This is a genomic window from Pseudobacteriovorax antillogorgiicola, from assembly GCF_900177345.1.
In the GTDB taxonomy this organism is placed as follows: Bacteria; Bdellovibrionota_B; Oligoflexia; order Oligoflexales; family Oligoflexaceae; genus Pseudobacteriovorax; species Pseudobacteriovorax antillogorgiicola.
Window position 1 is genome coordinate 43,613 of the sequence record NZ_FWZT01000028.1, and the last position, 23,153, is coordinate 66,765.

General features: G+C 46.7%; 21 protein-coding genes. 7 read left to right on the plus strand and 14 right to left on the minus strand.

What is annotated here, in order from left to right:
• Window positions 1-55: 55 nt before the first annotated feature.
• The 3 genes from B9N89_RS26795 to B9N89_RS26805 are packed head-to-tail and all read right to left on the minus strand — an operon-like array spanning window position 56 to window position 3,031.
• Window positions 56-1,324 (minus strand): hypothetical protein, encoded by a 1,269-nt coding sequence (locus B9N89_RS26795; RefSeq protein ID WP_132324599.1) that lies wholly within the window; start codon window positions 1,322-1,324, stop codon window positions 56-58.
• Window positions 1,314-2,084, minus strand: coding sequence for an outer membrane lipoprotein-sorting protein (locus B9N89_RS26800; protein ID WP_132324601.1), 771 nt, complete (start codon window positions 2,082-2,084; stop codon window positions 1,314-1,316). The genes B9N89_RS26795 and B9N89_RS26800 overlap by 11 nt, the downstream gene beginning before the upstream one ends.
• Window positions 2,084-3,031 (minus strand): UbiA prenyltransferase family protein, encoded by a 948-nt coding sequence (locus tag B9N89_RS26805; protein ID WP_132324603.1) that lies wholly within the window; start codon window positions 3,029-3,031, stop codon window positions 2,084-2,086. The genes B9N89_RS26800 and B9N89_RS26805 overlap by 1 nt, the downstream gene beginning before the upstream one ends.
• A 132-nt stretch (window positions 3,032-3,163) precedes the next feature.
• On the opposite strand from B9N89_RS26805, the gene B9N89_RS26810 reads away from it, so the two are divergent.
• Window positions 3,164-5,467, plus strand: a complete 2,304-nt coding sequence (locus B9N89_RS26810) for an efflux RND transporter permease subunit (protein WP_132324605.1) — start codon at window positions 3,164-3,166, stop codon at window positions 5,465-5,467.
• A gap of 10 nt (window positions 5,468-5,477) precedes the next feature.
• On the opposite strand, the gene B9N89_RS26815 is transcribed toward B9N89_RS26810, so the two are convergent.
• On the minus strand, window positions 5,478-6,824 hold the full coding sequence (locus B9N89_RS26815) for a hypothetical protein (RefSeq protein ID WP_132324607.1): 1,347 nt from the start codon (window positions 6,822-6,824) through the stop codon (window positions 5,478-5,480).
• A gap of 206 nt (window positions 6,825-7,030) precedes the next feature.
• Window positions 7,031-7,279 (minus strand): hypothetical protein, encoded by a 249-nt coding sequence (locus tag B9N89_RS26820; RefSeq protein ID WP_132324609.1) that lies wholly within the window; start codon window positions 7,277-7,279, stop codon window positions 7,031-7,033.
• 158 nt (window positions 7,280-7,437) lie between these two features.
• Between B9N89_RS26820 and B9N89_RS26825 the strand changes: the two genes are divergently transcribed.
• Complete coding sequence (locus B9N89_RS26825; protein ID WP_234996173.1) at window positions 7,438-8,223, plus strand: MBL fold metallo-hydrolase; 786 nt, start codon at window positions 7,438-7,440, stop codon at window positions 8,221-8,223.
• A 16-nt stretch (window positions 8,224-8,239) separates the two neighbouring features.
• Here B9N89_RS26825 and B9N89_RS26830 read toward each other — a convergent pair whose 3' ends face one another.
• Together B9N89_RS26830 and B9N89_RS26835 are read right to left on the minus strand one after the other, a co-directional pair.
• A complete protein-coding gene (locus tag B9N89_RS26830) occupies window positions 8,240-8,458 on the minus strand; it encodes a hypothetical protein (RefSeq protein ID WP_132324613.1) in 219 nt (72 codons plus the stop codon).
• 136 nt (window positions 8,459-8,594) lie between these two features.
• The gene (locus tag B9N89_RS26835) at window positions 8,595-9,596 is read right to left on the minus strand and encodes an SGNH/GDSL hydrolase family protein (protein ID WP_132324615.1); all 1,002 of its coding nucleotides are present in this window, start codon (window positions 9,594-9,596) and stop codon (window positions 8,595-8,597) included.
• A 316-nt stretch (window positions 9,597-9,912) separates the two neighbouring features.
• Between B9N89_RS26835 and B9N89_RS26840 the strand changes: the two genes are divergently transcribed.
• Window positions 9,913-10,311: a hypothetical protein gene (locus B9N89_RS26840; protein WP_132324617.1), complete on the plus strand. Its 399-nt coding sequence runs from the start codon at window positions 9,913-9,915 to the stop codon at window positions 10,309-10,311.
• 45 nt (window positions 10,312-10,356) lie between these two features.
• On the opposite strand, the gene B9N89_RS26845 is transcribed toward B9N89_RS26840, so the two are convergent.
• Both B9N89_RS26845 and B9N89_RS26850 read right to left on the minus strand, forming a co-directional pair.
• The gene (locus tag B9N89_RS26845) at window positions 10,357-11,364 is read right to left on the minus strand and encodes a nicotinate-nucleotide--dimethylbenzimidazole phosphoribosyltransferase (RefSeq protein WP_132324619.1); all 1,008 of its coding nucleotides are present in this window, start codon (window positions 11,362-11,364) and stop codon (window positions 10,357-10,359) included.
• A 142-nt stretch (window positions 11,365-11,506) separates the two neighbouring features.
• The gene (locus B9N89_RS26850; protein WP_132324621.1) at window positions 11,507-12,166 is read right to left on the minus strand and encodes a hypothetical protein; all 660 of its coding nucleotides are present in this window, start codon (window positions 12,164-12,166) and stop codon (window positions 11,507-11,509) included.
• 35 nt (window positions 12,167-12,201) lie between these two features.
• Here B9N89_RS26850 and B9N89_RS26855 point away from each other — a divergent pair, with 35 nt between their 5' ends.
• Together B9N89_RS26855 and B9N89_RS26860 are read left to right on the plus strand one after the other, a co-directional pair.
• A complete protein-coding gene (locus B9N89_RS26855) occupies window positions 12,202-12,816 on the plus strand; it encodes an HD domain-containing protein (RefSeq protein WP_132324623.1) in 615 nt (204 codons plus the stop codon).
• Window positions 12,817-12,966: 150 nt separating this feature from the next.
• Window positions 12,967-14,196, plus strand: coding sequence for a GGDEF domain-containing protein (locus B9N89_RS26860; RefSeq protein WP_132324625.1), 1,230 nt, complete (start codon window positions 12,967-12,969; stop codon window positions 14,194-14,196).
• A 14-nt stretch (window positions 14,197-14,210) separates the two neighbouring features.
• Here the strand turns inward: B9N89_RS26860 and B9N89_RS26865 are convergent, their stop codons facing one another.
• From B9N89_RS26865 to B9N89_RS26880, 4 genes are all read right to left on the minus strand, one after another.
• Complete coding sequence (locus B9N89_RS26865) at window positions 14,211-14,588, minus strand: hypothetical protein (RefSeq protein ID WP_132324627.1); 378 nt, start codon at window positions 14,586-14,588, stop codon at window positions 14,211-14,213.
• Window positions 14,589-14,780: 192 nt separating this feature from the next.
• Entirely contained in the window at window positions 14,781-15,620 is an 840-nt protein-coding gene (locus B9N89_RS26870; protein ID WP_132324629.1) for a hypothetical protein, read from the minus strand.
• Window positions 15,621-15,897: 277 nt separating this feature from the next.
• Window positions 15,898-17,097, minus strand: a complete 1,200-nt coding sequence (locus B9N89_RS26875; RefSeq protein WP_132324631.1) for a pyridoxal-phosphate-dependent aminotransferase family protein — start codon at window positions 17,095-17,097, stop codon at window positions 15,898-15,900.
• A 124-nt stretch (window positions 17,098-17,221) separates the two neighbouring features.
• Window positions 17,222-18,016, minus strand: coding sequence for a hypothetical protein (locus B9N89_RS26880; protein ID WP_132324633.1), 795 nt, complete (start codon window positions 18,014-18,016; stop codon window positions 17,222-17,224).
• Window positions 18,017-18,422: 406 nt separating this feature from the next.
• On the opposite strand from B9N89_RS26880, the gene B9N89_RS26885 reads away from it, so the two are divergent.
• Window positions 18,423-20,456: a methyl-accepting chemotaxis protein gene (locus tag B9N89_RS26885; protein WP_132324635.1), complete on the plus strand. Its 2,034-nt coding sequence runs from the start codon at window positions 18,423-18,425 to the stop codon at window positions 20,454-20,456.
• A gap of 15 nt (window positions 20,457-20,471) precedes the next feature.
• Window positions 20,472-21,323 (plus strand): hypothetical protein, encoded by an 852-nt coding sequence (locus tag B9N89_RS26890; protein WP_132324637.1) that lies wholly within the window; start codon window positions 20,472-20,474, stop codon window positions 21,321-21,323.
• Here B9N89_RS26890 and B9N89_RS26895 read toward each other — a convergent pair.
• Window positions 21,320-23,125 carry a TIGR02147 family protein gene (locus B9N89_RS26895; protein ID WP_132324639.1) on the minus strand — a complete coding sequence of 602 codons (1,806 nt, stop codon included), beginning with the start codon at window positions 23,123-23,125 and terminating at the stop codon, window positions 21,320-21,322. The genes B9N89_RS26890 and B9N89_RS26895 overlap by 4 nt on opposite strands.
• Between the last annotated feature and the right edge of the window lie 28 nt (window positions 23,126-23,153).

The window sequence follows — 23,153 nt, forward strand, 5'->3', positions numbered from 1 at the left end:
GAAATTGAGCAGACTTTCGCTAAGTTGCGATTATGTCCCATTAAGCTCTATGGTATTAATAGGCGAGCTGAATTTCCAGGTAGTAGTAATCCTGATCTGCGTAAAGCCCGGCAAGACTATCAACCGGCCCTTCTAGATCAACTACCCCACCCTCAAATAGTATATGATCTATGAGTTTGTAGTTCAGTTTTAGAATTTTTATCCAGTCCCCTTCATCGAGTCCATATTGAGCAATAACATGAATGTCCAAGTCGCTCTTAAGAAAAGACTGCTGGATCGCCATCGATGCAGTACTCCTGCTATCAAGGGCTTTTGTCAGGGATTCGATCTCCTGATCCCATTCGATCCGGGCTCCTTCAAGTACTAGAGAGAAGTCTTGCCACTGGTAGTCAAGGCCAATTGCGGATGCCAGCCACTGATCATCAAAACTTTCGATTAAGCCAATGGGATTCAGCTGATACCGCCGGGCTTCACCCCAGGCAAGATCGCCCTTTAGAACCCAAGAGCCGAGGCTCACATCAAAATCAATGCTATGATAACGGAGAGGACTCGGCTTACTTGCCAAGGCCTGATGGTCGTTGATACGCCATTGATCATAACCTGAGTATGAGCCAAGCCTCATGCCTAAAGCTCCGAGTCGAAATCCAATCCGGCCACCGATACCGCGGTATCGCTCATCCTGAGCATATGGTTTTGCTTCCGGTAAGAGTCTGATAATTGGTGAAAACTGTCCCCACGGAGACCCTTCATCGGGTAGCAAAGTTGCAGTGGTGAACGGGCGATAGAAGCCTTCCGCAAACGCCCCTCCCCAAGTACCGCGCACCATCACAGCCGGCGCACCTCGATTCAATGTTGCCAAGCTTGGCGAAACCCCTTGGCTTAAATCTTGAGCACTCTGTCGATTGCTAGGGCTGGTAAAGTCCATCACTCCCCAAGGAAGCCGCTGCTGGCCGACTTTCAGATCCCAATGCGTCGAGCGCCACGTGATTGCAGCCTCGTGAATAAAATCTTGCCAGCTCGGTGTGGACGTCTTTTGATAGCGAAGCTCACCATCCCAATGAGCTGACGCATGCGCACCCAGCTTGGCATCGGCACTGGTTTTAAGGGACCCGAGAACATCCTGCTTATCTCGCATTTGCCGAACACCAGTTTTCCAGCCCAGCTTTATCAGAGTGTCAGAGGCTACTGGTTCCGACGGTTTTGTGGATTCCATGGACAGCAAGGGCATACCTTCCAAGTCAGGATCGGAAGCTCCAAAAGCCACTGATGAAAAAGTCAAACAACTGAATAAGGCATAGATGTAAAGTTTGAATTTACAGAGCACGAGTCATCCTTTCAGGAGTAAATAGCTCTATCTGAAGTTTGGCTTTAGCATCAATTTTAGTGATTTTCACGGCGGTCACAGATCCGGTCTTTTTATTCCACATTTGTGATTGACGAGCCAGCCACTGATCTCCCGTTTTTTCACTTTTAATCAGCTTAAATACTTTATAAAGTTGATTCTTGGTATCGTAGTATTTGATTGCCTCAGCAAGATAGCTATCTTTTCGAATATAGAGCACAATTCTCTTTGCGATCGTGTTCTGCTTAGGTAGCACTTCAATTTCATAGCAATCATTCTGATCTACTTTGTGGCTGCCTAGAAGTTTTAAGGCAGCACCATTCAGATACGAACTATCAAGATCACCAAAGGTAAAGTCGCTAGCAACGAAGGGGCTCTTTTTTTGGTTATCGCCTATTCTCCTCGGCTTACCAGCTTGAGGTAAGAATAGATGCATCTGAGACTGGTCGACCTTTCTCTGCTCGCGAAATAATAACGTGGTTCCCTTTAGCTCGGAAGGCTCCATAACGCGAAGCAGGTTCGCTCGCTCCTCGCTATTTTCAAAGACTTGCAGAGTCATCTCGCGATTTTTTTCGCGCCCCTTTCGATCACGAATTAACATGCTGAGGTTTGCCTCACCAATATGTATACCGAGAGCATTTCGTTCGGTATAGCGATCAACAATCGTCTGAGCGTTTGGTTTAGCGATTAACTGAGCGTTAGCCGAAAAAATTAAACTTACCAAAAGCCAAAGTATCCGCATCACAATCCCCCAATTGTTCCCACGATAATGAGGATCAAGAAAACCACTAGGATCAAAAGACCCTGGCTATCTTCTACAGCCTTACCCTGACCATCCCCAGTTTCCTTAACAAAACCTAGTAGCTTGACGATCACCATCAGCGCTGTCAAGCCTGTAAGAGCGGCTCCCCCCCAGACAAGCCACCCAGAAGCTCGCGCCAAACAGTTGAGCAAGTAAGCCAACCCAGCAAAAAACAAGCCGTCAAGAATGAGAAGCAAAATTGCAGTGCCCGTCACTCCCAAAACCGAGGTATAGGAATCGACGCCAGAGATCTCGTCTTGAGGCGAACGGGTTTTACGAGCAACTTCGCCAATAGCACCTGTAAGAAAAACCATGAATGACAAGACGATAGCCTGGGGTCTCTGCCAAGGCAGCGCCTGGCTCGCCAAAAAAATCATCCAATAAGCTAGAGGAATCATAATGATCATGTGGGACAAGGCATAGAGAAGCAGTCGCTTTTGCAACCATTCTCCGCAGAAAAATTCCTTAGCCATCAATAAAGACCAGACGAAGGCTATCGCCCAAGCCATAAACGCAGGGCTGTCGTATCCATAGAATGCTATAGTAATGGCAACTTGAACGAGCCAAGCCCCTGCAAACAGATATTTAAGTTCTGTTAAACTCACAACGCCACGAGCCACGGGGCGATCAGGGTGAAACTCTCGATCGATTTCGTAGTCTTTATGCTCATCATAAATGCGAAGGAGCAGGAAGAAGCACCCTACAGCCAGCGCCATTAAGGCATCTGAGCCAAGAACTAGATGATCCTGCCACGCTAGAGACCGTACATAGATGGCAATAGCAATATAAACGAGGGTGCTGAATATCCAATTTTTGAAAGGATACCGGGTTTTTGACCAAATCAGATAGCGGGCTAAGAGGGGTTTTTGGTTTTCGGGATGACTCACAAAGTAACCTTTCCGTTAAGAATCTTATCGTGTTTCGCGGGAATTATAGCTCGACACAGGATAATACGAAACGTTAGAATGCGAGGATTTCCTACCGATGAGATTCACTTTTGATCCCGAGGACATCATGTCATGTTGAATAAGTCTATCGCTGCTTTGATTCGATTTCGCTGGCTTCTATTTTTAGTGTTTGCAGCTCTTGCGTTCATTCTAGGGCCATATGCACAAAAAGCATTTGTTCCTGATAACTCGATTAAAGTTTGGTTTTTAGAAGACGACCCCACGCTACTCGACTATGAACACTTTCAAGATACCTTCGGTAATGACGAGGTCTTGCTCATTCTACTTGAAAATCAAAACGCTAGCGTTTTTGACGAGGGCTTTTTTCAACGTATCGATGCTCTCAGTCAGGACTTGGAAAGCCTCGAAGGTGTCTTTCAAGTCACATCCATTGCCAATGTACAGGATGCCTTTGATACAGAGGAGGGGATTATCTTCCGAAAGGCCTCCGAGCAGCTGAGCCTGGATGATTATCAAACCTATGCGATGGAGTCAGACTACTTCAAAGACCGCTTGATCAACAGCAATGGCCAAAAAACACTTGTCTGGGCACAGATGGCTGCCATGGAAAATTTCGATCAAGCTAGGGATCAAGTCTTGGCTCACTGTTACGATTTGCTAGCCAAACACGGTTTCGCTGATGCTCCCCGTGGGGGCATTGGCGTCATATACAGCGCCCTCAACCTACTCACAGCTCAGGACTTAGCAACAGTAGGTGGGTTGGGTTATCTTTTAATGTTCGTATTTCTAGGATTTTCATTTCGAACAGTTCGCTATGTTCTTGCCACCCTGGTGATTGTCAGCCTCAGCACCAGCATCACCTTAGGCCTCATGGGCTTGGCTGGGGTTCAGGTCAATATGGTAACCGTGGTGCTGCCCACGGTGATCCTAGTACTGGGGATCGCTGATGCGATTCACTTCCCAAGCACCTTTCGCAGACTGGAAATGGAACACCCCCAAAGCTCTAAGTACGAGATCGTTTTTAAATCACTACAATCGATCTTAGTTCCATGCCTTCTAACAAGTGTGACTACAGCGGTTGGCTTTTTTGCATTATCCTCAGCTCCCATGAGTTCTGTAAGGCAGCTCGGAATCTATGCAGGGATTGGGGTTTTGCTAGCCTTCTTACTGAGCGGGCTATTGATGTCAATCTTTTATCTGGGCCTTAAGAAGCTTAAGTCAGCCCCCGATCCTAGAGAACACTCGTTTCTTTCGAACGTCTTGGATAAAATCAAGAGCCTGGTGAAACAACGACCTCAGCTAATCAGCATCATCTGCATTCCCCTATTTCTGCTTTCCTTGATCTTAAGCGTACAACAAAACATCGACACCTACACCCTGGGCTACCTCCCTTCAGATCATTCAGTAGTTCAGGATCATGAGACGATCGAATCTCGTTGGGGCTATTACCAGCCATTTGAATTTACTCTCAGATTAAAATCCCAAGATTTCATCGAAACTGCCGATACCTTCAATCGTGTTGCTGGGTTTCAAGCAGAAGTCATGAAGCAAGATGAGATTTTTAGAAGCTTTTCGATTCTAGACATTTATCAACGACTCGCAAAAGTCATGAATATACCCACGAAATCCCCTTGGAGTGAAGAAGAGATTGCCCAGCTCAAATTCGTTCTAAATAGTCAGCACCGAGTCTGGGAACCGGATGATGATGAGTATTTAGACAACATTTTGGCCCCTGTGATCAACTTCGATCGGGACCTTCTTCGCATCACCTTTACAAGTAAGATGCTAAGCGCTCAGCAAGCAGATCAGTTAAAGAATCGGATCTTAAAAATAGGTCAGAAGTCGTTTGGAGACGACTATCTCCTCAAGCCTGCCGGTTATCCCCCCCTCTACATCAAGATCATCGACTATGCCATGGAATCACAAATTTCCAGTTTTGGTTTGGCTCTAGTCCTTATTTTTTTACTCATGATTGTTTGGCTTCGCAGTTTGAGGCTCGCTTTGATCAGTTTGATTCCAAACCTTTTTCCGGTGCTTGGTATGTTTAGCCTAATGCATCTTCTGGGAATCGATTTAGATATTGCCACAGCAACCATTGCCGCGATTGTCATGGGGGTCGCTGTGGATGATACAATCCATTTTATGTTTCGCTGGCGCGAAGGAGAGCGATTGGGGCTAGATTGGGAACAGTGCCTGGATCACAGCTTCGCTCATGCTGGTAAAGCAGCCTTGGTAACCAGCTTGATCCTGATGGGGTCTTACCCTGTGCTACTTCTAGCCCAAGTAAAAACTGTGCAGTACTTCGGCATTCTGACAAGTGCTGCTGCATTCCTAGCCTTACTTGCCGATCTGTTTATGTTGCCATGTATTCTGAAGTTCTTTCACAAACCCCGCCCTCAGGCCCAAGAAACCTGAGGCTGCTGAGTTATGGAAGGTAGGTGCTCAACATCTCTTGATGAAGAGCATCAAGCTTCGTAGCAGACACAGCTTCATTGTAGTATTTGAAGCTTGCAATCAAGCCAGTGAAGTAAAACCCACCGTTGTATTCTACGGACCCATCGGCGAAGACTGTATCGCTATTCACAGCACCGAGACCAATTCCATCGGAGTGTGCATAAAGAATTCCAACACCGGTCGCCTGTCCTGCTTCAATGCCGTTCAAGTAACCACCCAGAGTGCCCTGGCTTTGATCGTAGAGCAAAGTAGCAACGTAGTCTGTATTGGCTTCGAGTGCCACAGATACGCTGATTGGTCCCCAAGGAGCATTACCACCATCGCTAACGATGTTGTAGATGTTATAGTAAAGGTAGCCCCCTGAGATATAAAGGCTCACCCCGCGGATCGCCCCGCCTTCTTCATAGATCATTTGTGTACTCGTCACATCGCTGCCGGTTCGAAAAGCTACAGCAAACGTCTTTCCATAGAACGGACCACCAGTATTGAAGGTATTGCTGTTGCTAATAACAAGCAAGTCATCACCATCCATCGTGTAGGCTGGTTGACCGCCCAAAATTCCTTCTTCACCTTCGCTTACCGTCGCATCCCCTTCACCAAGACTTAATGAACTGTTGGTGCCAGCGATATTTGCTACCGGTAAAGAGTCTGCGGGGTTCACAGCCACCACATTACAGCTACCATCGTCCACATTGGCGAGAGCATCATAGTTGCTTGCCATCCCATCCGTGCAACCTTGCACGATTGCTGTTAGGCAAGTGCCATTGTCGGTATTTGCTGCTGGGCTGAATTCTATATAGTTGGAATCGGTACAACCCATCACCTTCGCCATACAGGATCCATCATCTGTATTCGCGGCGGAATTGTAGTTGAAGGCATCAGCATCGGTACAACCGGAGGCAATTGCGACGCAGCTACCATCGTCAATGTTGGCATTGGGATTAAAATTGAACATGGCAGCATCCATACAACCTAGCTGCACGGCGACGCAGCTATCATCATTTTTTGTTGCAGCAGCATCATAATTAAATGCTAATGGGTCTGTACAACCAAGGATCTCTGTCTGATCAATAGCCTCAACTATGCTGTCGGGAATTGTTTCTGGACTTTCTTGATGCTCTTGGTCACTGCTCCCCACGGTGCTTCCCATTGGATCAGTATCAACAGCCTGGGATTTTAGCTCTCCCGGCGAGTGTGCTTCCGGGGCTTTTCCAGACACCGGAACTTCTTCGGCTTGGCTTGTGTCGTCACCTCCGCCTTTTTTGCCGCAGGACAGAGCCAGAATAGGCAATAGGCATGTGATGAGTATAAGTCTCATAATGGTTCCCCAAGAAATCAGTAATCATCTAGCGACTATCTGGGGAAGGGTTTTCTGCTTGTCTTATCCTTCGTTTCGGGAGTCTTTAGAGAGTTCTTAAGGACTTCCATTTAGTCCAGTTAATACGTTAACTTAAATGTTAGTATAGCGACTCCCTTAGACCAAGCTAGGGAAGGATTTCGGTACCAAAGGCCGCCAATTGAGAGCTAGTCGTCGTCATCGAAGCACAAAGAATCAAAAAAGTCTGCAGCCTGTAGCCACTCTTCCTTGTCACCTAGCTGAGCGCAAAATTCTTCAAGCCCTTCTGGCCCATGCTCATTAGCAATGCTCTTGCAAATTGCCTCTGATTCTTTGACAAGCTTAGCAAACTCTAGCTCCGACATATCCATCTCTACGAAGGCTGGATTTTCGATTGTCAAAGCAAGGGCCTGGGAAATATATTGACTTAGATCCATAATCTGACCTACACGCGAAATTTACAAATCAAAACATCAATACGCGATTGGAGCACTGTTTGCCAGAGACTTCTTCAGCCACAAGAGAGAACCGGTTGGAAAGCTGGAAAGTGGACCTCTGATAAGGCATGATCTATTAGGGAGGACTTATATTGAAAGTGATTCGACTCAATTGTGGTAGCCTTTGCCCGCCTGTCACCGAAAGGCTGTTACTGGGACGTGGGAGTCTAGTAAGCCCAGGCTGTCTTACTTGTCGCTGTTTTCTTATCGAAAGCAAGGATCGATTGATACTCGTGGACACAGGGCTTGGCCATGATGATCTTAAAGTCTATCGTGGGCGATTTGGTCTCGACAATCACATCACCTTGCGTCCAAAGCTAGATCCCCAACAATCTGCGCTTCGTCAGATCGAAAGAATGGGCTATAAGGCTGCTGATGTTCGCGAGATCATTGTCACTCACTTAGATCCAGACCATGCTGGGGGCCTCAGCGACTTCCCTGGTGCTCGCATTCACATTCACCAAAAAGAGTGGGATGAGGTCAGCCATCAGCCATGTCATCGACGTTATCGGCCGACACAGTGGGGGCATGTCAAGACTTGGCAAACCTATAGCAACTTTGGAGACATCTGGTTCGGGTTCCAGTCCTGTCACCAGCTAGACGGTGTCGACGAAGATATTTTCTTAGTGCCACTCATCGGACACACCGCAGGCTCGATGGGAGTTGCGGTCCGCGAAGAGGATTCCTGGCACTTCCATGCTGGTGACGCATTTTTCGTAAAGCAAGAGATCGAAGGCCGCACTATCCCAAAACTTCAAAAAATCATCACCGAGCAGCTGGCCTATGATAATCAGGCGAGGCTTCAGAACGTCAATCGCATCGCTAAACTTCACCAAGACCAGGCCAATGTCTTTGTTACTTGTTCCCACGACCCTGACTTGTAACTCAGGGATAAGCGAGCTACTTATTCTTGTTGATACGGTCAAGATACTTACAGGCAAAGATAGGAATCCAGAAGTGAATCATATCGGTCACAAAAAAGATCATTTTCACGACCGAAAGTTCAGCTGAGGAGGTGCTGATACGAATCAGTAGGAGAAGGCAGAACACAGACGAAAGAGCAAACCAGAGCACCAAGGCTGATTTTGATGCAAAATATTCAACGACTTCCTTGCTCATAAATATGCTCCCTTCCAAATAAGTTAATCGGAACATATTATGAAAACTTTACAGTATAGAAATATTTTCGTTGAATTTCAGTGAATTATAGATCGACAGCAGCCCTACCTATGAGCGAGCTGCAGGTCGTTCACTGCTAGAGCGACATGCACGAATGCAGAGATTCTTCGAACAGAAAGTCCAGATCGTGGAGAGTCGAAAGGTCTAGTAGGAACTGACTTGCGTAATAGCAATGCATCTTAGAGTTGGGGTGCAAGTAGTCCCAGTACTTATAGCCGGAAGGGTCATTGCAAAAGTCTTTTTGATTACCATAAAAAGAGCCAGTAGGATCACCATCATAACAGGGCTCTTCCGTATTGGAGAATCCGAAGTAACCTGGCTTCTTCTGAGTGGCTTGGTTAAGTGCGAACGCCTCGAATACACCAATTTTCAATCTAGGATTTTCCTTGGCAAAATCACGAACAACTTGCCGGAGCTGGCCGTTGTGCTTCACAACAAGGCTTTTCATCGTCGCATCTGGCCTTGGTTCCTTATGGCTTAATCCTGGCCCTTGCTCTAGGCTGGGAATTGTCCCAATCATGACCGTCCGGAATCCAAGCTCCAATATGGTTTGAATTTGCTCCGATATCTGATCCACCACCTTCTGGGGTCGATCGTTGTTGAAGTTACGATAGTTAAACGAGCCAACCCATAGCACCGCCAGGGATCGATTCACATCCACTTTTTCAAGCCTGCTTTTAGCCTGACGAATCTGCTGCTCCGTACTTGGTATGATCCAGGATCGGATTCCTGTTTTGACACCAGTCTCTGCAGACCCCACAGCAAAATTATGAGATTTGGCGTTCAAAGCACTCTTGACGTAATCGATCCAAATAGGACCGTTGCTGAACCGGTTCTTGTAGTAAACCGAACCCGGCGCCCATATCCCGAACGTCCGACGATTGAGGTTTCCTTCGTCGCTCAGGCTATCACCGAAGACAAAAATCGATGTGTATCGACTCGCGATATTAGGATCGGGGAAGGGGGTGAGCAATAGCTCCTGGCCTTCGAATACCATGCTTTCCACACGCTGACTTGCGCCCGCAATCTGGCACACTAAAACAACAGACAATAGAATTGTGCACATTTGCCTGATCATGTTTTAGCCTCCGTAATTCCATATTGAACTGTGCTTGTAATTATACCGCGAGTCCCTCCATGACAACGAATAAAATTGGTGCATCACGTCACCTGTGCTGGGATTCTAAACGAGTCACGATATACCAGGTTTACAGCCTAATTTTGTGCAGTAATATTAGCTGGATATAGTTTGAACACATTTTTTTCTGGAAGTTAATTTTTTTAAAACTGAAGCATCACAGCGACAGAACACATCTTTCACAGAGCCTTGATTTTTACGAGTGGAGGCTGGTATCCCTGGTATCAATGAAGAAACACCAGGGGAGGACTCCACTATGACATGTTATACGATCGGCCTTGTTGCTTGTTTTTTCTGGCTCTTCTCCACACCAATCCTAGCCTTAAATTTGGAATGTCAGGGAACTCTGAATCCCAATCGACAAGTTACGGTTAGCTCCGACTCTGGAAAGATAATCGGGAAAATCTATGAGGGTAATACTCTCCTTCGCCAGGGGACAGTATCACCTTTCAAGAGCGTTGATAAGCCAGGTGGGGCTGGGGAGTCTCGCAAAATCTTGAGGTCTGGAAACCCCTTAAGAGGGGGCTTTCACATCCGGCTCGTGGAGAAAAATGCCAAATTTCCAAACAAAGCGGGGCAAGGTCATGTGACATTCAAACACGAGGGACGCACGTTCAACGACATCATTCGCTGCAAAGAAAAGAAAGCACGATAGCCTTCTTTGGCAATGCATATCTTTCGAATAACACGTGAACAGTCGCTAATTTAGAGGCCGATCATCAGAACTCGCCACTTCATTAAGGAAGGTTACAGCGGCTTGAAACAGAGGGAACGCTAGTGCGACTCCACTGCCATCATCCAAGTCCAGACCAAGACTCATGAGTGATTCTTGAACAAGTTGATCGAGTGCCAGAGCCTGCCCAGGGTGGGCACTATCCTGACAAACGAAGACAAAGTCTGCTACTTCAGGGGCAACCCTACTGGCAAGTAATGCCATCACCGCACCGATATAGCCATCTACCAATATGGTGATGTGATTTGAAGCGCACTGCAACATGGCTCCAAGCATCATTGCAAACTCAAAGCCTCCAAACAGCCTCAAGATTTCCCATGGATCTTGGATATCGCCATGAACCAGCTGGATGTCTTTAAAGAAAAGTTGGTAATCTTCTTCGTTTTGTCTTAGTAGGTTTGCTTCTCCATCACCCAGAAGATAGCCCAGGATACAGTCGGCGGAAAGCCTGCCACCGACCCCACAGGTTCCGAGCCCAAGGACATTGGTGCCAGCCTTACAACGAGCCCTCACCAAATCTCCACCAAGCCTCAAAGCTCGTTCAAGCTGTCCATGGCTCATCGCTGCCTCGCGTTTGCAATTTTTTGTGCTGGCACCGATCCGCCGCGACAAAACCTGGGGATGGTCGACTGGCTGCTTCAAGCCAGCATCTACAACCCGCAGCATCATTCGATTCAATCTCGCAAAGGCACACACGGAAGCTCCACCTTGAGCAACATTTAAGGTTTGATGTCGTGACCAAAGCTGTGGTGTAGCGCAAATAGCTTCCTCTGCAACTCCATGATCTCCAGCAAAAAGAAACAGGGACGGTTGATTCAAGAAAGGTTTTGGCGTGCCTTGGATCAAGGCTAGGCGCAAGGCAACATCCCTGACGACGCCCATCGCCCCCATGGGGGGGACTTTATGAGCGATATAAGATTCGATCTGCTCTTGCTTCGAGCGGCTCATCGCTGCAATTTCAAATGGGATGTTCATGATCTGCGATTCCTATTTGGTGACAATCTCAGACAAGGTTCACACCCACAGCAGCAAAGATAGCTGCACGGAGCCGGTAGCACAGCAGGGTGAGAACGAAGACTTTTGACTCCTAGAAATAAACCTTGTCTGACAAGGAAAATCAACTGTCCGTGGAAGGTGACACCTTGCGGCTTACCCGTATAGCTGATGACAGCTTCTCATGAATATCTTCTAAGTCTTGCAAGCGGGCATTGTGACAGTAGAACGGAATCTTGCGCCAGCGAGGATCTTTGCGCTCTAGCGGTGGGGGATCGGAGCTTTGAAACCAGGCCCCCTTTAAACGTGGAGTGCAGCTTAAAAAAACTAGAGAATCTGGCCATTCTGTGATGCATTGTTGAAGATACCGGGATAAGTCCAGAAAAAATTCAGCCGCCTGCCTCAATCGAATCCGTGAGCCGAGCCGTGACTTGCCTTTCTGTGCCAGATAGCTGAGCTGAGACTTGCCCTGACTTTTACGAACCATATACTTCTGGATATTCTTCGATCGGATCAAGCGGTCCCCTTCTGCGATTCCTATTGCAGCACGACCAGCTTGCATGATAATGATGATAAATGGCTGGTTTTCCTCGATTTGCTTAAGCAATCGTGACGGATAGGCTAGCTCCCCCGTCCGGAGAACCACAGGCACTTCAAGACAGTGCTCCCCAGCCTGATCTTTAATCATGATTTCATCAATGTGAATATCATAAGTCGCATCTTTCGGCGGAAAGCTCAACAGCCACTGATGAAACTGATGGTACGATAATGATTTTTGACTCATAGCACACAAGCCCCCCTTCAAGGAGAGATTAATTTATGAAAAAATGGGCTACATGGCAAGAACATGGCTTTTTTGAACAGCCACAGGAATTTTTTGATGCTGTGGAAGCGAACGGATTTCGCGACTATCCGGAACTTGGAGCCCTGCGCCAGGTACCCCAGGATAGCATATGGCACCCAGAGGGTGACGTCTGGACCCACACCAAGCTCGTGTGTATCGAGGCCGAAAGGCTGGCAAGAAGCTACGGTCTTTCCAAGGAGGAAACTCAGGCTGTTTTGCTTTCAGCTCTTTGTCACGATCTAGGCAAAGCAACTTGCACTCACTTTTGGAAGGGTCGCTGGTGCTCACCAAAACATGGCCCCGTAGGTGAGCGCAGTACACGACTATTACTACAGCGAATTAATTGCCCCCAGGAGACCATTGACCTCGTAGTACCATTGGTTCGCGAGCACCTTAGCCATGCAAACCTAAAAGACCCTAGTGAGAGGGCTGTAAGACGTTTGCTTTCCCGCTTGCAACCAGCACCCTTTCACTTGCTCAAAGTACTTGTTGAGGCTGACTTGAGTGGTCGGCCACCTCTCCCCAAAGGACTCCCAAGCTATTGGCCAAAAATAGAAGCTGTGATTCAATACCTTGAAAATAAAACCTAAATCAAACCCTCTTAAATGGAATCACCCACTACCTAAGGCCTCGACAAGTAAGTATTTTATATTTTATTTCAATAAGTTGAATCTCAAATCATAAGTTTTTGCAAAGACTCGCCGAAGTTGACTTCACGGTCATTTGCGTAGGAAAAAAGATTGAGTTCACAGGCTAAAAAAACAGATCTACCTCCAGAGGATGAGTTTGAGAAACTCCGGAGAGAACTGAAATCTTACAAAGAACGGGAAGAGAAAGCGATCAACGATCGTACCAATCTCCAGTACCTGCTCTATACAACACGTGATATGACCGAGATCGAAAGTCTCAACGAGATGATCCAGCTGGTCTTGGAAAGACTTTACAACACCTATCGCCCATGGGGATTTGCCCTACTTATAGAAAACGCTGACCGCCCCACTGTTATCGAATATATGGGTTTTCTTGGTTTAGGCAATGATTCCAAAAGATTGGTACTCTCTCACCATGAGATCATCACCAATGACATCGCTAAAACAGGCGGCATGAACGACGACGACATCGATTTATTCTTCGATGATGATAAAGACGATGACTTCATGTTTACTGTAGGCCCTGCTGAAACGGAAGACGATAAGAAGCCCAAGGTAGATGTGGACGAGGATACAGATAATCATAACTATGTGTATGGTAGTGATAAGGAAGCAGTCTCTAAAATCCTTGCCCCTGATGGCGATGCTGAATGGATGGTCATGCCGGGTAACATTGGAGAAGAACACGAACTAAAGGTATTTATCCGCGGCGTAACAATCGACTCAGAAACACTCGCTACCATTCGTCTATTTCTAAGCCTGGTTTCAGCATTGATTCATAACCATCTCTTGCAGAACAAGCTAGAAAAGCTAGCCAATACCGATGCGCTCACAGGGCTTGTCAATCGCGGGGGACTCGATGCCTCCATGGAGCAATACAAGCACATGGCTCGGGAGACCGATGAGTTTGTATTTGCCATCATTGCCATTGACGTTAACGGTTTGAAGTATGTGAACGACACCTTCGGCCATGAGGCAGGTGACAAGCTGATCAATACCGTAGGTGATATCCTTAGACGCTCCTGCCGCAAAACAGATGTGATCTCTCGCTCCGGCGGCGATGAGTTCATCATTCTTTGCCCCAATACCAACTTTGAGAAAACCATCGCAATCGTGGACCGAATTCGCAAATATGAGCAAGAGACCAAGCTCACGTTCACCCACAAAGAGACAGGGGCTACTGAGTCTGTTTCAGTTCGAATGAGTTTGGGTGTGGCTGACTCCGACGAGTTCGAGCCCAGTAAAGTTCTTGCTGAGGCAGATCATCGGGAATCACTCGATAAGCAGGAATACTACAAAACTCACAAGAAATACCGCTAAGCCTTCGAAAAATACTAGGAAAGCATGGCGCGCATCGACTCCAGCACCGTTATAGCAGGAGGCCCTTGGAGCCCAAAGCACTCATGAATCGCCATGAGAGCTCCATTATTATCGCCTTGTTGGATGAGTATTCGGATTTGCATGGCCCGGCTTTGGATACCATGATCTTTCTGATAGCAGGCATGATAATACTCGGCTGCATGATATGCGTTCTTCTCGTCTAGATTCAAGATCTGCTCCAGAATCTGCGCCGCGATTCCAATCTGCCCTCCGACAATGGCAAAGGCAAACATCGCAAAGTTTGCTTCTTTGGGCTTTTCTTCCGGGGGCTTATAGTTTGTTGGAAACTTTAATAGCTTGCCTGCATTCTTGGGATCGCTCTTAAACTTCATAGGACAGTGGTTCCTCAGTCAGTTTTAGGAGAGGATACAACTAGGGCCAAGTTAGCTACTAAAAGCCACAATTGATTTGCTGCAGAACGCAGCTTTCCCTAGGACAAACCCGTATCGGAAGTTTAGACCCGAAAATACAAAGAATTCTAAGGTATCAAATTTTCCTAAAAATTACGATACTATGCCAGACAACTACTCATCACCCACTGCAAGATCCACATAGCTGACAGCATAAGTCATGGAAAAATCACTGTGCATACAGTCTCCATTGTCGTTATCACCAGTAGCTACCAATGAAACCATTAAGGTCTCGCGACCAGAAAGCTTTGCAGATAGTATCGCGAAATCCTCTGGAAAATATTGCACTGCCAACTGCCCAAAAGTATCCGTCTCTGGAATCTCGCAGCCAGAGTTGGCTCCCAAGCAATATGGATCAGCATCAAAATCAACAGCCATGCCCCTGACTGACTCAAACTCCCAAAAGTAGAGTCCTTCTTTTTGGCTCAAACGAGAGAAGAAGCTGCGATTGCTACTCATGATCACAAAACTCTCCAAGGTCATTACTAGCAGATCGTCGTATTGGAGCTGCGAGCTTTGTGAAGTCATCGAAAGCCCGCAAACAAGTGCTTCCGTTCCTGGCAGTTCAATTTGAGAGAATTGCTGGGACACCGCTTGAATCCTGCCATTCACACGCCCTAAATTTTCACCTTCGCCAAACGCGCACTCACTAATTGCAGGGAAGGAAAGAGTCTGCACCACAGTTTTTTGTGTGAGTTGAGAGCATAGATCGACAACATCCTGACTTTCAACTAAACCTTCCGACTCAAGAGCTTCGGCAGCTTCCTCAGAGGGATTCACCACAATAGCATCGGAGGATGACGGAGCAACGACGACCTCTTCGGTCTTCGTATCACCTTTGAAGGTGCCGCCACCAACATCAACCCCTGAGAACCCTATACCATCGCCTGAGCAGCCATTCAGCAAGATGGCTTTTGCGAGTATGGAGTAAGTTTTAAATCGCAAGTCTGCCATGATAGGACCTCCAAGTTCATGACCAAGAAGTCTTTCGGTAAGATAAGAGGCAAAAATAAGAAACCTTGTCACCGATGGCAGTTTTTCAATTTTGTAAGGAAATTTAGCAGTCTATCGGAACAGCGCAATTCTGATTGAAGAGAAAAAATCAGCAAGCCTCACACAGCTTGCTTCTGGGAAACTTATTTACCCGAAGTTCTTATAAAGAAATCAAAAGATTATGATTTTTATTCATCCACGTGATCGGAGCTGAAGAACCGGTGGCACCGACCCTCCGTTATATACCAAGCTCTAACATCATGTCAGATGCTGGGCCGACCCCTGCACCAGCCCCAACTTTCTGACCTTCGCCTTTCAAGCAGTACTCAAGGGCCCCTAACAAAGTGAGAACCTGATTCTTCCCGCAGGCATCCCCCATCAAACCAATTCTCCAGACCTTGCCTTTAAACGCACCTAGTCCCCCTCCGATTTCAATGTTGAAATCTTGTAGCAGACGCCTTCGCACTTTCGCATCATCTACACCATCAGGAATAGCCACCGCGTTCAATTGTGGAAGCCGATGAGCTTTGTCAGCCATGAACTGTAAGCCTAAGCCCTCCAAGCCTGCAGCGAGGCAACGGTGAAGATTGTCGTGCCGTTGCCAACGAGTCTCCAATCCTTCCTCACAGATCTGCTGCAAGGCTGCATGCAAACCGTAGTTCATCGACACGGGAGCTGTATGATGATAGGCCCGTTCTCCTCCCCAATAGCCCATGACCATACTTAAGTCGAGATACCAGCTTTGTACCTTACTCTTCCGTGAACTCAAGACATCAGCCGCTCGCTGACTAAAGGAAACTGGTGCTAACCCAGGAGGACAGCTAAGGCACTTCTGCGATCCGCTGTACACCGCATCGATTCCCCACTCATCAACCATCACAGGCACCCCTGCCAGCGAGGTCACTGCGTCGACAATCAAAAATCCATCGTCTCCATGAACGAGTTCACCAATGCCATCTAAAGGCTGCAATGCACCAGTTGAAGTTTCCCCATGTACAAGTCCTAAAAACTTAGGCTTGTGAGTTTGCCAAGCATTCTTTACCTCTGCCAATGAGAAGACTTCGCCCCAGGGCTTTTCAATGGTGACAACTTCTGCCCCTGCCCGTTCCGCCACATCGGCCATTCTCTTGCCAAAAACGCCGTTGACTCCAATTAGGATTTTGTCGCCTTCTTGGATTAGATTCACAATGCAAGCTTCCATTCCGGCGGAGCCAGTGGCACTAATCGGGATCGTCAGCTCATTGTTTGTTTGAAAAACATAGCGAAGCATTGACTGATTATCATCCATTATGCTTAAAAACTCGGGGTCAAGGTGCCCTACAAGTGGCTTTGCCATAGCTTCCCGAACCCGATCGGAAACATCGCTAGGCCCAGGTCCCATAAGAACTCGGCGAGGTGGGTTGAGCGACTTTACCTGTGGAGCTTGTTGGATTGACATATGATCCCCCGTTGTCTTGATAAATCTGCAATTGATGACGGCACGAAGGATACTACGTTTTCTTTAGGACGCCGACATCTTTTTTAGCCATTCCTCTCAACAGCTCCCAGACATCACTTCAAGACTAGAGGACATAGAAACCAATTGCTACGTATAGGTAAGATGGATCGATATTACGATCCCATAGTGTTTCAGCTGACTGGCGCCAGTCACCGTCACTTGTAATCTGACTCCATTCGAAGGTATCTGACTCCTTGACAAGCACAGAAGGCTTCATACCCACAATCAGATAAAACCTCGATCCCTGGCTTTGCCAGGCAAAGTCTAAACAGGCTGATTGGCTGGAGCTGATAAACGTAAAAGCCGCATTGGGGTCAGCTCTTGGATTTAGATACTCGAATGATAACCATGAGACCTCGTATCCTAGGCCAATACTCAGCCCACTCGTGAAGACATACCGACCACCTGTAGCAGCTGAATAGCGATTATGAGCGATAACAACCTCTCCCAGGCCATTCAATTGCTGAAGTTGGTGAGCAGACCCATTCACAAACCATTGCCAGCGTCGCCAGTTCAAGTGCCCTGCCACCATTGGCCCCGATGCATGACTCCCGGCTCCTCCCACAGCAAACCCTAAGCGATAGGGAAGATGCATACTTTTCATTCTCAATTTTGATTTCTTTTCTCTGACCACTGGATTTGACTTGAGTCGACTTTTTCTGCTTCTGGGAGTCTTGGGCGCAGCGGTAGCCTTGGTTTCCTTGAAATTCACATTCTGATTTTTCGTAGGAGTTGCTGGTATTTCCGGTTTTAAAGGCTTTGCCAAAGCGCTTGGGGGGAAGATACTCAAGTAGTACCACATCGTAGTACAGTATAGAATGAAGCATCCGCGATAGGTTTTCCTAGCTTTGACAGCCAAGCTTGTCTCCTTTAACGTCCTTGACTGCCTGTCATCGGCGGAACTTCATGGGGAGATAAAAGTCTTGTGAAGAAACGCCCTGCACGCTGCGTCGTCGTTGACATAACTGGACGCTAAATTGAGACGCCAGTGGCAGAGTTCCAAAACCTTTACCAAAACAAAAGAAATAGAAGCTTGAATTGTGCCCCTTTAAGGGTACAGCAAGATCCCCTTCACTTGCGTAGCTTACTAATTTTGCATCATTATTCATAAGTGATTTTTTATCCCTTAAGCCAGACGGTCATCATAAGGGGAAAATTTTTGAGTATTTTTAAACTACTGGAGCATCTTCAGTTAGAAATTCTTAGGTCTCTAGGAGTTGGGCCGATATCTTGGACGTCAGAAGAATGCTGAAAGGATATCGACCATGAATTTTGGTATCAACACAACGTTGAAAAGACTTTCTCTTAAAGGACGGGTTTGGCTCATACTCGGCACCATCACAACCATCGTTCTTCTGGGTGCTATAAGTGTTTTTTCCCTCATGAACTACATTACTAACGGTTACCAACGAACCTTAGACCACTACAAGCGTATGGAAAGCGATTTCCGAACTATTAGAATTCAAATGCTTGAAATGACGCGAACGGAGAAAGACTTTATATCGAGTAAAGATGAGATTTTTGTGGACCTCATGGCCGAAAGTTTCGACAACTTTGATAAGGCATTCACAGCAATGTTGGAAAACGACCAGGAAGTCGTGTCTGCTGAAATGCTACAAAATATTAAAACCAGTATTAGTGCGTACCGAAACGCTTTTCAAGACGTCGTGAAACTCACTATGGAGGAAACAGAAAAGATATCCGAAACTCGACGCCAGGGAAGTCGCTTAGAGGAGTACGCACTTAAACGCAGTGGTGGCAATAATGTATCGGCTGCAACCTATCAGGAAACGGTAAAGCTTCTCGAACTAGAGGCTCAGGGTAGCAACTTCCTCGGCAGCTTTAATCCTGAATATCTCGAACGAGCAGAAAAAACTGCTGAAGCCGTCAGATCCGGCGAAGGTTACGAGTTGGCATCGGCTTACCTATCACTTCTCAAAGAAGTCGCACAGCTCCACGATGCCGCGACCTCCAATGTAGAAAGTATCCAGCTCCATCTTATGAAGGCCGAAGAAAGTATTCTGAAGGGTATTGAACTGCTCAAGGCAAAAGCGACGGAGCAGGCTCAAAAGATGAATGATGCGGCTGACCTTATCGAAATTGGGATGATCATAGGTAGTTTCGTTGTAATTCTAATTACTGCTGGAGCCTTTGTCCTATTCAACAATTTATCCCGTAGTATGACTGATATTTCAAATAAAATTCGCTTATCTAGCCATGATACCTTTGTCAGTAGCGAAACCTTAAAAAGTGCATCCGACAAGGTTTCTAAAGCAGCAAGCGAACAAGCTTCGGCCATCCAAGAAACCGTTGCAACACTGAACGAAATCACGGCCATGGTAAACAAAAGTGTTGACAATGCGAACACGTCCACCGAAAAAGCAAACCTATCCCATGAGATCGCTACGGAAGGGCGAGAGGCAGTGAACAATATGCGCCAGTCTATGAAGGATATCGAAGTTTCTATTACCAACATGATGAGCCAAGTGGAAGAAAGCAACGAACAAATCGAAAATATTGTCAGGATTATCAGCGAAATATCGAGCAAAACAGCTGTGATTAATGACATCGTCTTTCAAACTAAGCTTCTGTCATTCAACGCTTCGGTCGAGGCCGCACGTGCTGGTGACCACGGCAAAGGATTCGCTGTCGTTGCAGAAGAGGTTGGTAACCTAGCTCAAATGAGTGGCAATGCAGCCAAGGAAATCTCTGAATTATTAGGTAATAGCAGCGAACGAGTGCAGCAGATCGTGAAGCGCTCCAAAGAAGAGATGGGTCGTTTGGTTCACGAAGGTAGCGATAAAGTGAGCGTTGGTGTTGATATCGCCAACCGCTGTGACGAGATTCTCGGTGAAGTTGTTGAGCATGTGAGCAACGTTAAAGAGCTTATGATCGAAATTTCCCACGCTTCAAAAGAACAGGCGGAAGGTGTGAACAATATTTCAATCGCAATGAACGAACTGGATGAAGCCACTCACTCTAATTCCGACATGGCTCATGAAACGTCAAGCTGCTCCAGCGAGCTAGCCACTCAGTCTCGTTCACTCGCTAGTGCTGTTGAGCTTCTCGATACTGAAGTTTTTGGCATGGGCAAGACAAACAGCAGCCGCCCTGCAGCGCATGATAGCAAGCGCAGTGCTGAAGACGATCTTCAAGACAGCCTTGATGAGATCGATGTCAATGACAACGTTCATGAACTTCGTCGTGATCAAGGAACTGGCAAAGCCGCATCTAAAAAACGGGTGGTTGGTTTCGATGATATTCCATCTTCTGACAACCCCGGTTTCGACGACGAATAATTCGATTGGCTCCCTATGATGAACTTGGATAGAACAGCACTATACCATTCAGGATACTCCACCCTTTGCTTTGCACTTCTTTTGAGTTGCAATCAACTGAATGTGAGTCGTAACGATGAGAATAGTAAGCCCAAAGGTGTAAGCCCTACAGAATCCCCCAGTGAAACGGAAAGCGCTGTGATCGACACTCAGGTCAATGAGCCCGTTATGGCAGGTGGTGGTTTTCTTCATTGTAGCTACGTCGACCCAAGTGTTCAGAATCAAGTCGGATGCGGAGTTTATAACCCAGAGACGAATACTAAAAAGAACCTATCGGGGATAGCTGATCAGCAGATTCAAGCCTTCGACTTAGGTGGCCTTCTGGTTCAGATCAATTTCCGTGCTGCTAATCAAGACCCAAACTATCATTGGCTTACAGACGTTTCCTTAACTCCTCTGTTGGCACTACAGGTAAAAGCAAGCAGCCAGATTCAAGGTTTGGCGAATCAAGACCAGTTTGTGAGTATTTCTGACGAGATTCCATCGATCATCAACGAGAGTTTTGCACCAACGGAAGATGCTGTTATGGCTGCCACTCAACCCTGGTATTTGGGAGACGTAGGGATTAACTGCCTGACGACTTGCCAAAATCGGGGTGGTGTCAACCAGCAGGCTATGGAAGACTTCTCGTCTGCTCAATTCTGTAGTCAGGTACTCACGAGTTTGAATCTGACTGTAGACTCTGTCGATCTTCTAAGCTTCGCCAATCGCCCCTGGGCTTGCCTGTACCGACCGGACTTGAGAATCTTGTATGTTGCAGCCGTTCAGAATATTGATGCAAACGCCTCCCAAGGCGGCATGCAAAGACTCTGTTCCTGCCAAAACTAACCTGGCAAGTCAGAGCCTCTCATGAGGGGAAATAGCTGGACACTGAGCTGATAGATTCCGTTGGGCTCTGAGGTTTTGCTAGCTCGTTCAAAAATTTGATACAAAAACCTGTCATACACCTTTTGAATTTCTTTTCTTGTAGCATCATCGGTTGTAAAGCTTATCGAAATAAAATCTCCTTGGTCTGGCTGCTTCCACGCTTCAGAAAGCAAGGCAAGATTCAATACATCCGTATGAAACTGAATGCCCTGCAAATAGCTTGGCTCTTCAGCGATGATATCCTTCGTCGTTTGGCTTAGTCGACCTTTGAGCTGATCATACTTCAGAAACCCGCCGCGTTTAAGCATTGATAGGCTAGACTTGATATCACTGATGGGAATTCCTGGGTTCATATGCAAACCGAACCATGTGGGATCATCTTTTACTCCTGGCAAGCCCACCATCTCACGTATCAGCAAATTGCACCAACGGCTATCGCGAAAATCTTCATTTTCTTCGCGAAGTTGCTCCACTGGCTTAGGAGCAATGCGAGTCAAGGGAAAAAACTGTAGATTAAAGTGGTAGAGATCACGCCCTCGGCTCTTCTGAAGCAACAAGGTAGCCTCTCGTTTGAAATTTTGATAGAGTTCCATATATTCTGGGATCGCATTCTTAGCAACTCCAATCATCATAGTCTTGTAATCACGATGTGCTTTCTTTACCGTAAGCCCTTCCTGTGCGACCTCCATACCGCGACGACAGTAGTCGTGGTCTTGCCGAGCTGCAATAAAGCCGCGGAGGAGAACCCGCCCCGTAATGACTTGAAGATCCTTTTCCTTATTCAAACGAATCAGCCGTTTCCGTAAAAGTGCTTTTGCACATCGCTCGATATCAAGCTCGTTATTTGCGATCCCTAGAAGATTTTGCCCACGAATATCAAGCTTACTTTCCAAGCTTTTAAGATAGGCCATGGGAAGGAGGGGATCTACGCCTTGTACCTTAACAGTTCGCGTAAATGCCAAACCACCCAGGAACGTCATAGGAAAGCCATACCCCATAGCGGCGGGACCGTGATAGGCAAGGTGAATTTGTTTTTGGATATGACCAACAAACACCTTAAATACTCCTGAGTTCCGAGGATCAACGGATAGCTTGAATATGGCCTTTTGAATATCTTTGATAATTGCTTGGCTAAGCTCTTCTTCTTCGTAGCCTTTCAGATCACCAAGAATAACATAGATATCGAGAGAGTATGGCCTGATTCGAATTGCAAACCGCTTTCCATGACGGCGCGGATTGTACTCTGTTTTCTTAGCAAGGGGATAATTTCGAATATCTTCCTTAGAGTGAACTTTGCGTTCCCAGATGCTTTGAATGCACGACGGATCAAGTTTCCAATCACAATTTTTCTTTTCAAGCCGCTTGTTTAAGTAATATTCCAACCAGTAGGGGTGAATCCTCTTCATTTCTTCACTGTTTAGATCAATAGTCACCAATGCATAATCTTTATGCTTTGGGCTTAGGTCGATATTGATTTCTTGAATCTTCGGCCCACCGAGGCCTATTAAAATTGAAAGAGGACGGGGGAGGTTTTTAACCTTCAATAGATCCCAAACGCCTTTGAGATCATCGGGCATCAGTTCAAATGCATCGATCTTCCCCCCACTTCTCAAACCAGCCAGAAGCAAGCGAGCATGCCCCATCACTTGCTGAGGAGCATTCTCAAGAATTTCGACCATCTCAGGATCAATTGTTACAGTGACGAGCCCATGTTCTACATGAAGGCTCTTCTCCACTTTTTGTAGTTTTGGCTGCCTTGCCATTGATCTTCCATATCCTTTAGGAAGGCTA

Excerpts from the sequence above, each read along its gene's own strand:
- B9N89_RS26800 (WP_132324601.1), bottom strand. The coding sequence starts at position 2,084 with ATGCGGATACTTTGGCTTTTGGTAAGTTTAATTTTTTCGGCTAACGCT.
- B9N89_RS26810 (WP_132324605.1), top strand. The coding sequence starts at position 3,164 with ATGTTGAATAAGTCTATCGCTGCTTTGATTCGATTTCGCTGGCTTCTA.
- B9N89_RS26815 (WP_132324607.1), bottom strand. The coding sequence starts at position 6,824 with ATGAGACTTATACTCATCACATGCCTATTGCCTATTCTGGCTCTGTCC.
- B9N89_RS26820 (WP_132324609.1), bottom strand. The coding sequence starts at position 7,279 with ATGGATCTAAGTCAATATATTTCCCAGGCCCTTGCTTTGACAATCGAA.
- B9N89_RS26830 (WP_132324613.1), bottom strand. The coding sequence starts at position 8,458 with ATGAGCAAGGAAGTCGTTGAATATTTTGCATCAAAATCAGCCTTGGTG.
- B9N89_RS26835 (WP_132324615.1), bottom strand. The coding sequence starts at position 9,596 with ATGATCAGGCAAATGTGCACAATTCTATTGTCTGTTGTTTTAGTGTGC.
- B9N89_RS26840 (WP_132324617.1), top strand. The coding sequence starts at position 9,913 with ATGACATGTTATACGATCGGCCTTGTTGCTTGTTTTTTCTGGCTCTTC.
- B9N89_RS26845 (WP_132324619.1), bottom strand. The coding sequence starts at position 11,364 with ATGAACATCCCATTTGAAATTGCAGCGATGAGCCGCTCGAAGCAAGAG.
- B9N89_RS26850 (WP_132324621.1), bottom strand. The coding sequence starts at position 12,166 with ATGAGTCAAAAATCATTATCGTACCATCAGTTTCATCAGTGGCTGTTG.
- B9N89_RS26855 (WP_132324623.1), top strand. The coding sequence starts at position 12,202 with ATGAAAAAATGGGCTACATGGCAAGAACATGGCTTTTTTGAACAGCCA.
- B9N89_RS26865 (WP_132324627.1), bottom strand. The coding sequence starts at position 14,588 with ATGAAGTTTAAGAGCGATCCCAAGAATGCAGGCAAGCTATTAAAGTTT.
- B9N89_RS26870 (WP_132324629.1), bottom strand. The coding sequence starts at position 15,620 with ATGGCAGACTTGCGATTTAAAACTTACTCCATACTCGCAAAAGCCATC.
- B9N89_RS26875 (WP_132324631.1), bottom strand. The coding sequence starts at position 17,097 with ATGTCAATCCAACAAGCTCCACAGGTAAAGTCGCTCAACCCACCTCGC.
- B9N89_RS26885 (WP_132324635.1), top strand. The coding sequence starts at position 18,423 with ATGAATTTTGGTATCAACACAACGTTGAAAAGACTTTCTCTTAAAGGA.
- B9N89_RS26890 (WP_132324637.1), top strand. The coding sequence starts at position 20,472 with ATGATGAACTTGGATAGAACAGCACTATACCATTCAGGATACTCCACC.
- B9N89_RS26895 (WP_132324639.1), bottom strand. The coding sequence starts at position 23,125 with ATGGCAAGGCAGCCAAAACTACAAAAAGTGGAGAAGAGCCTTCATGTA.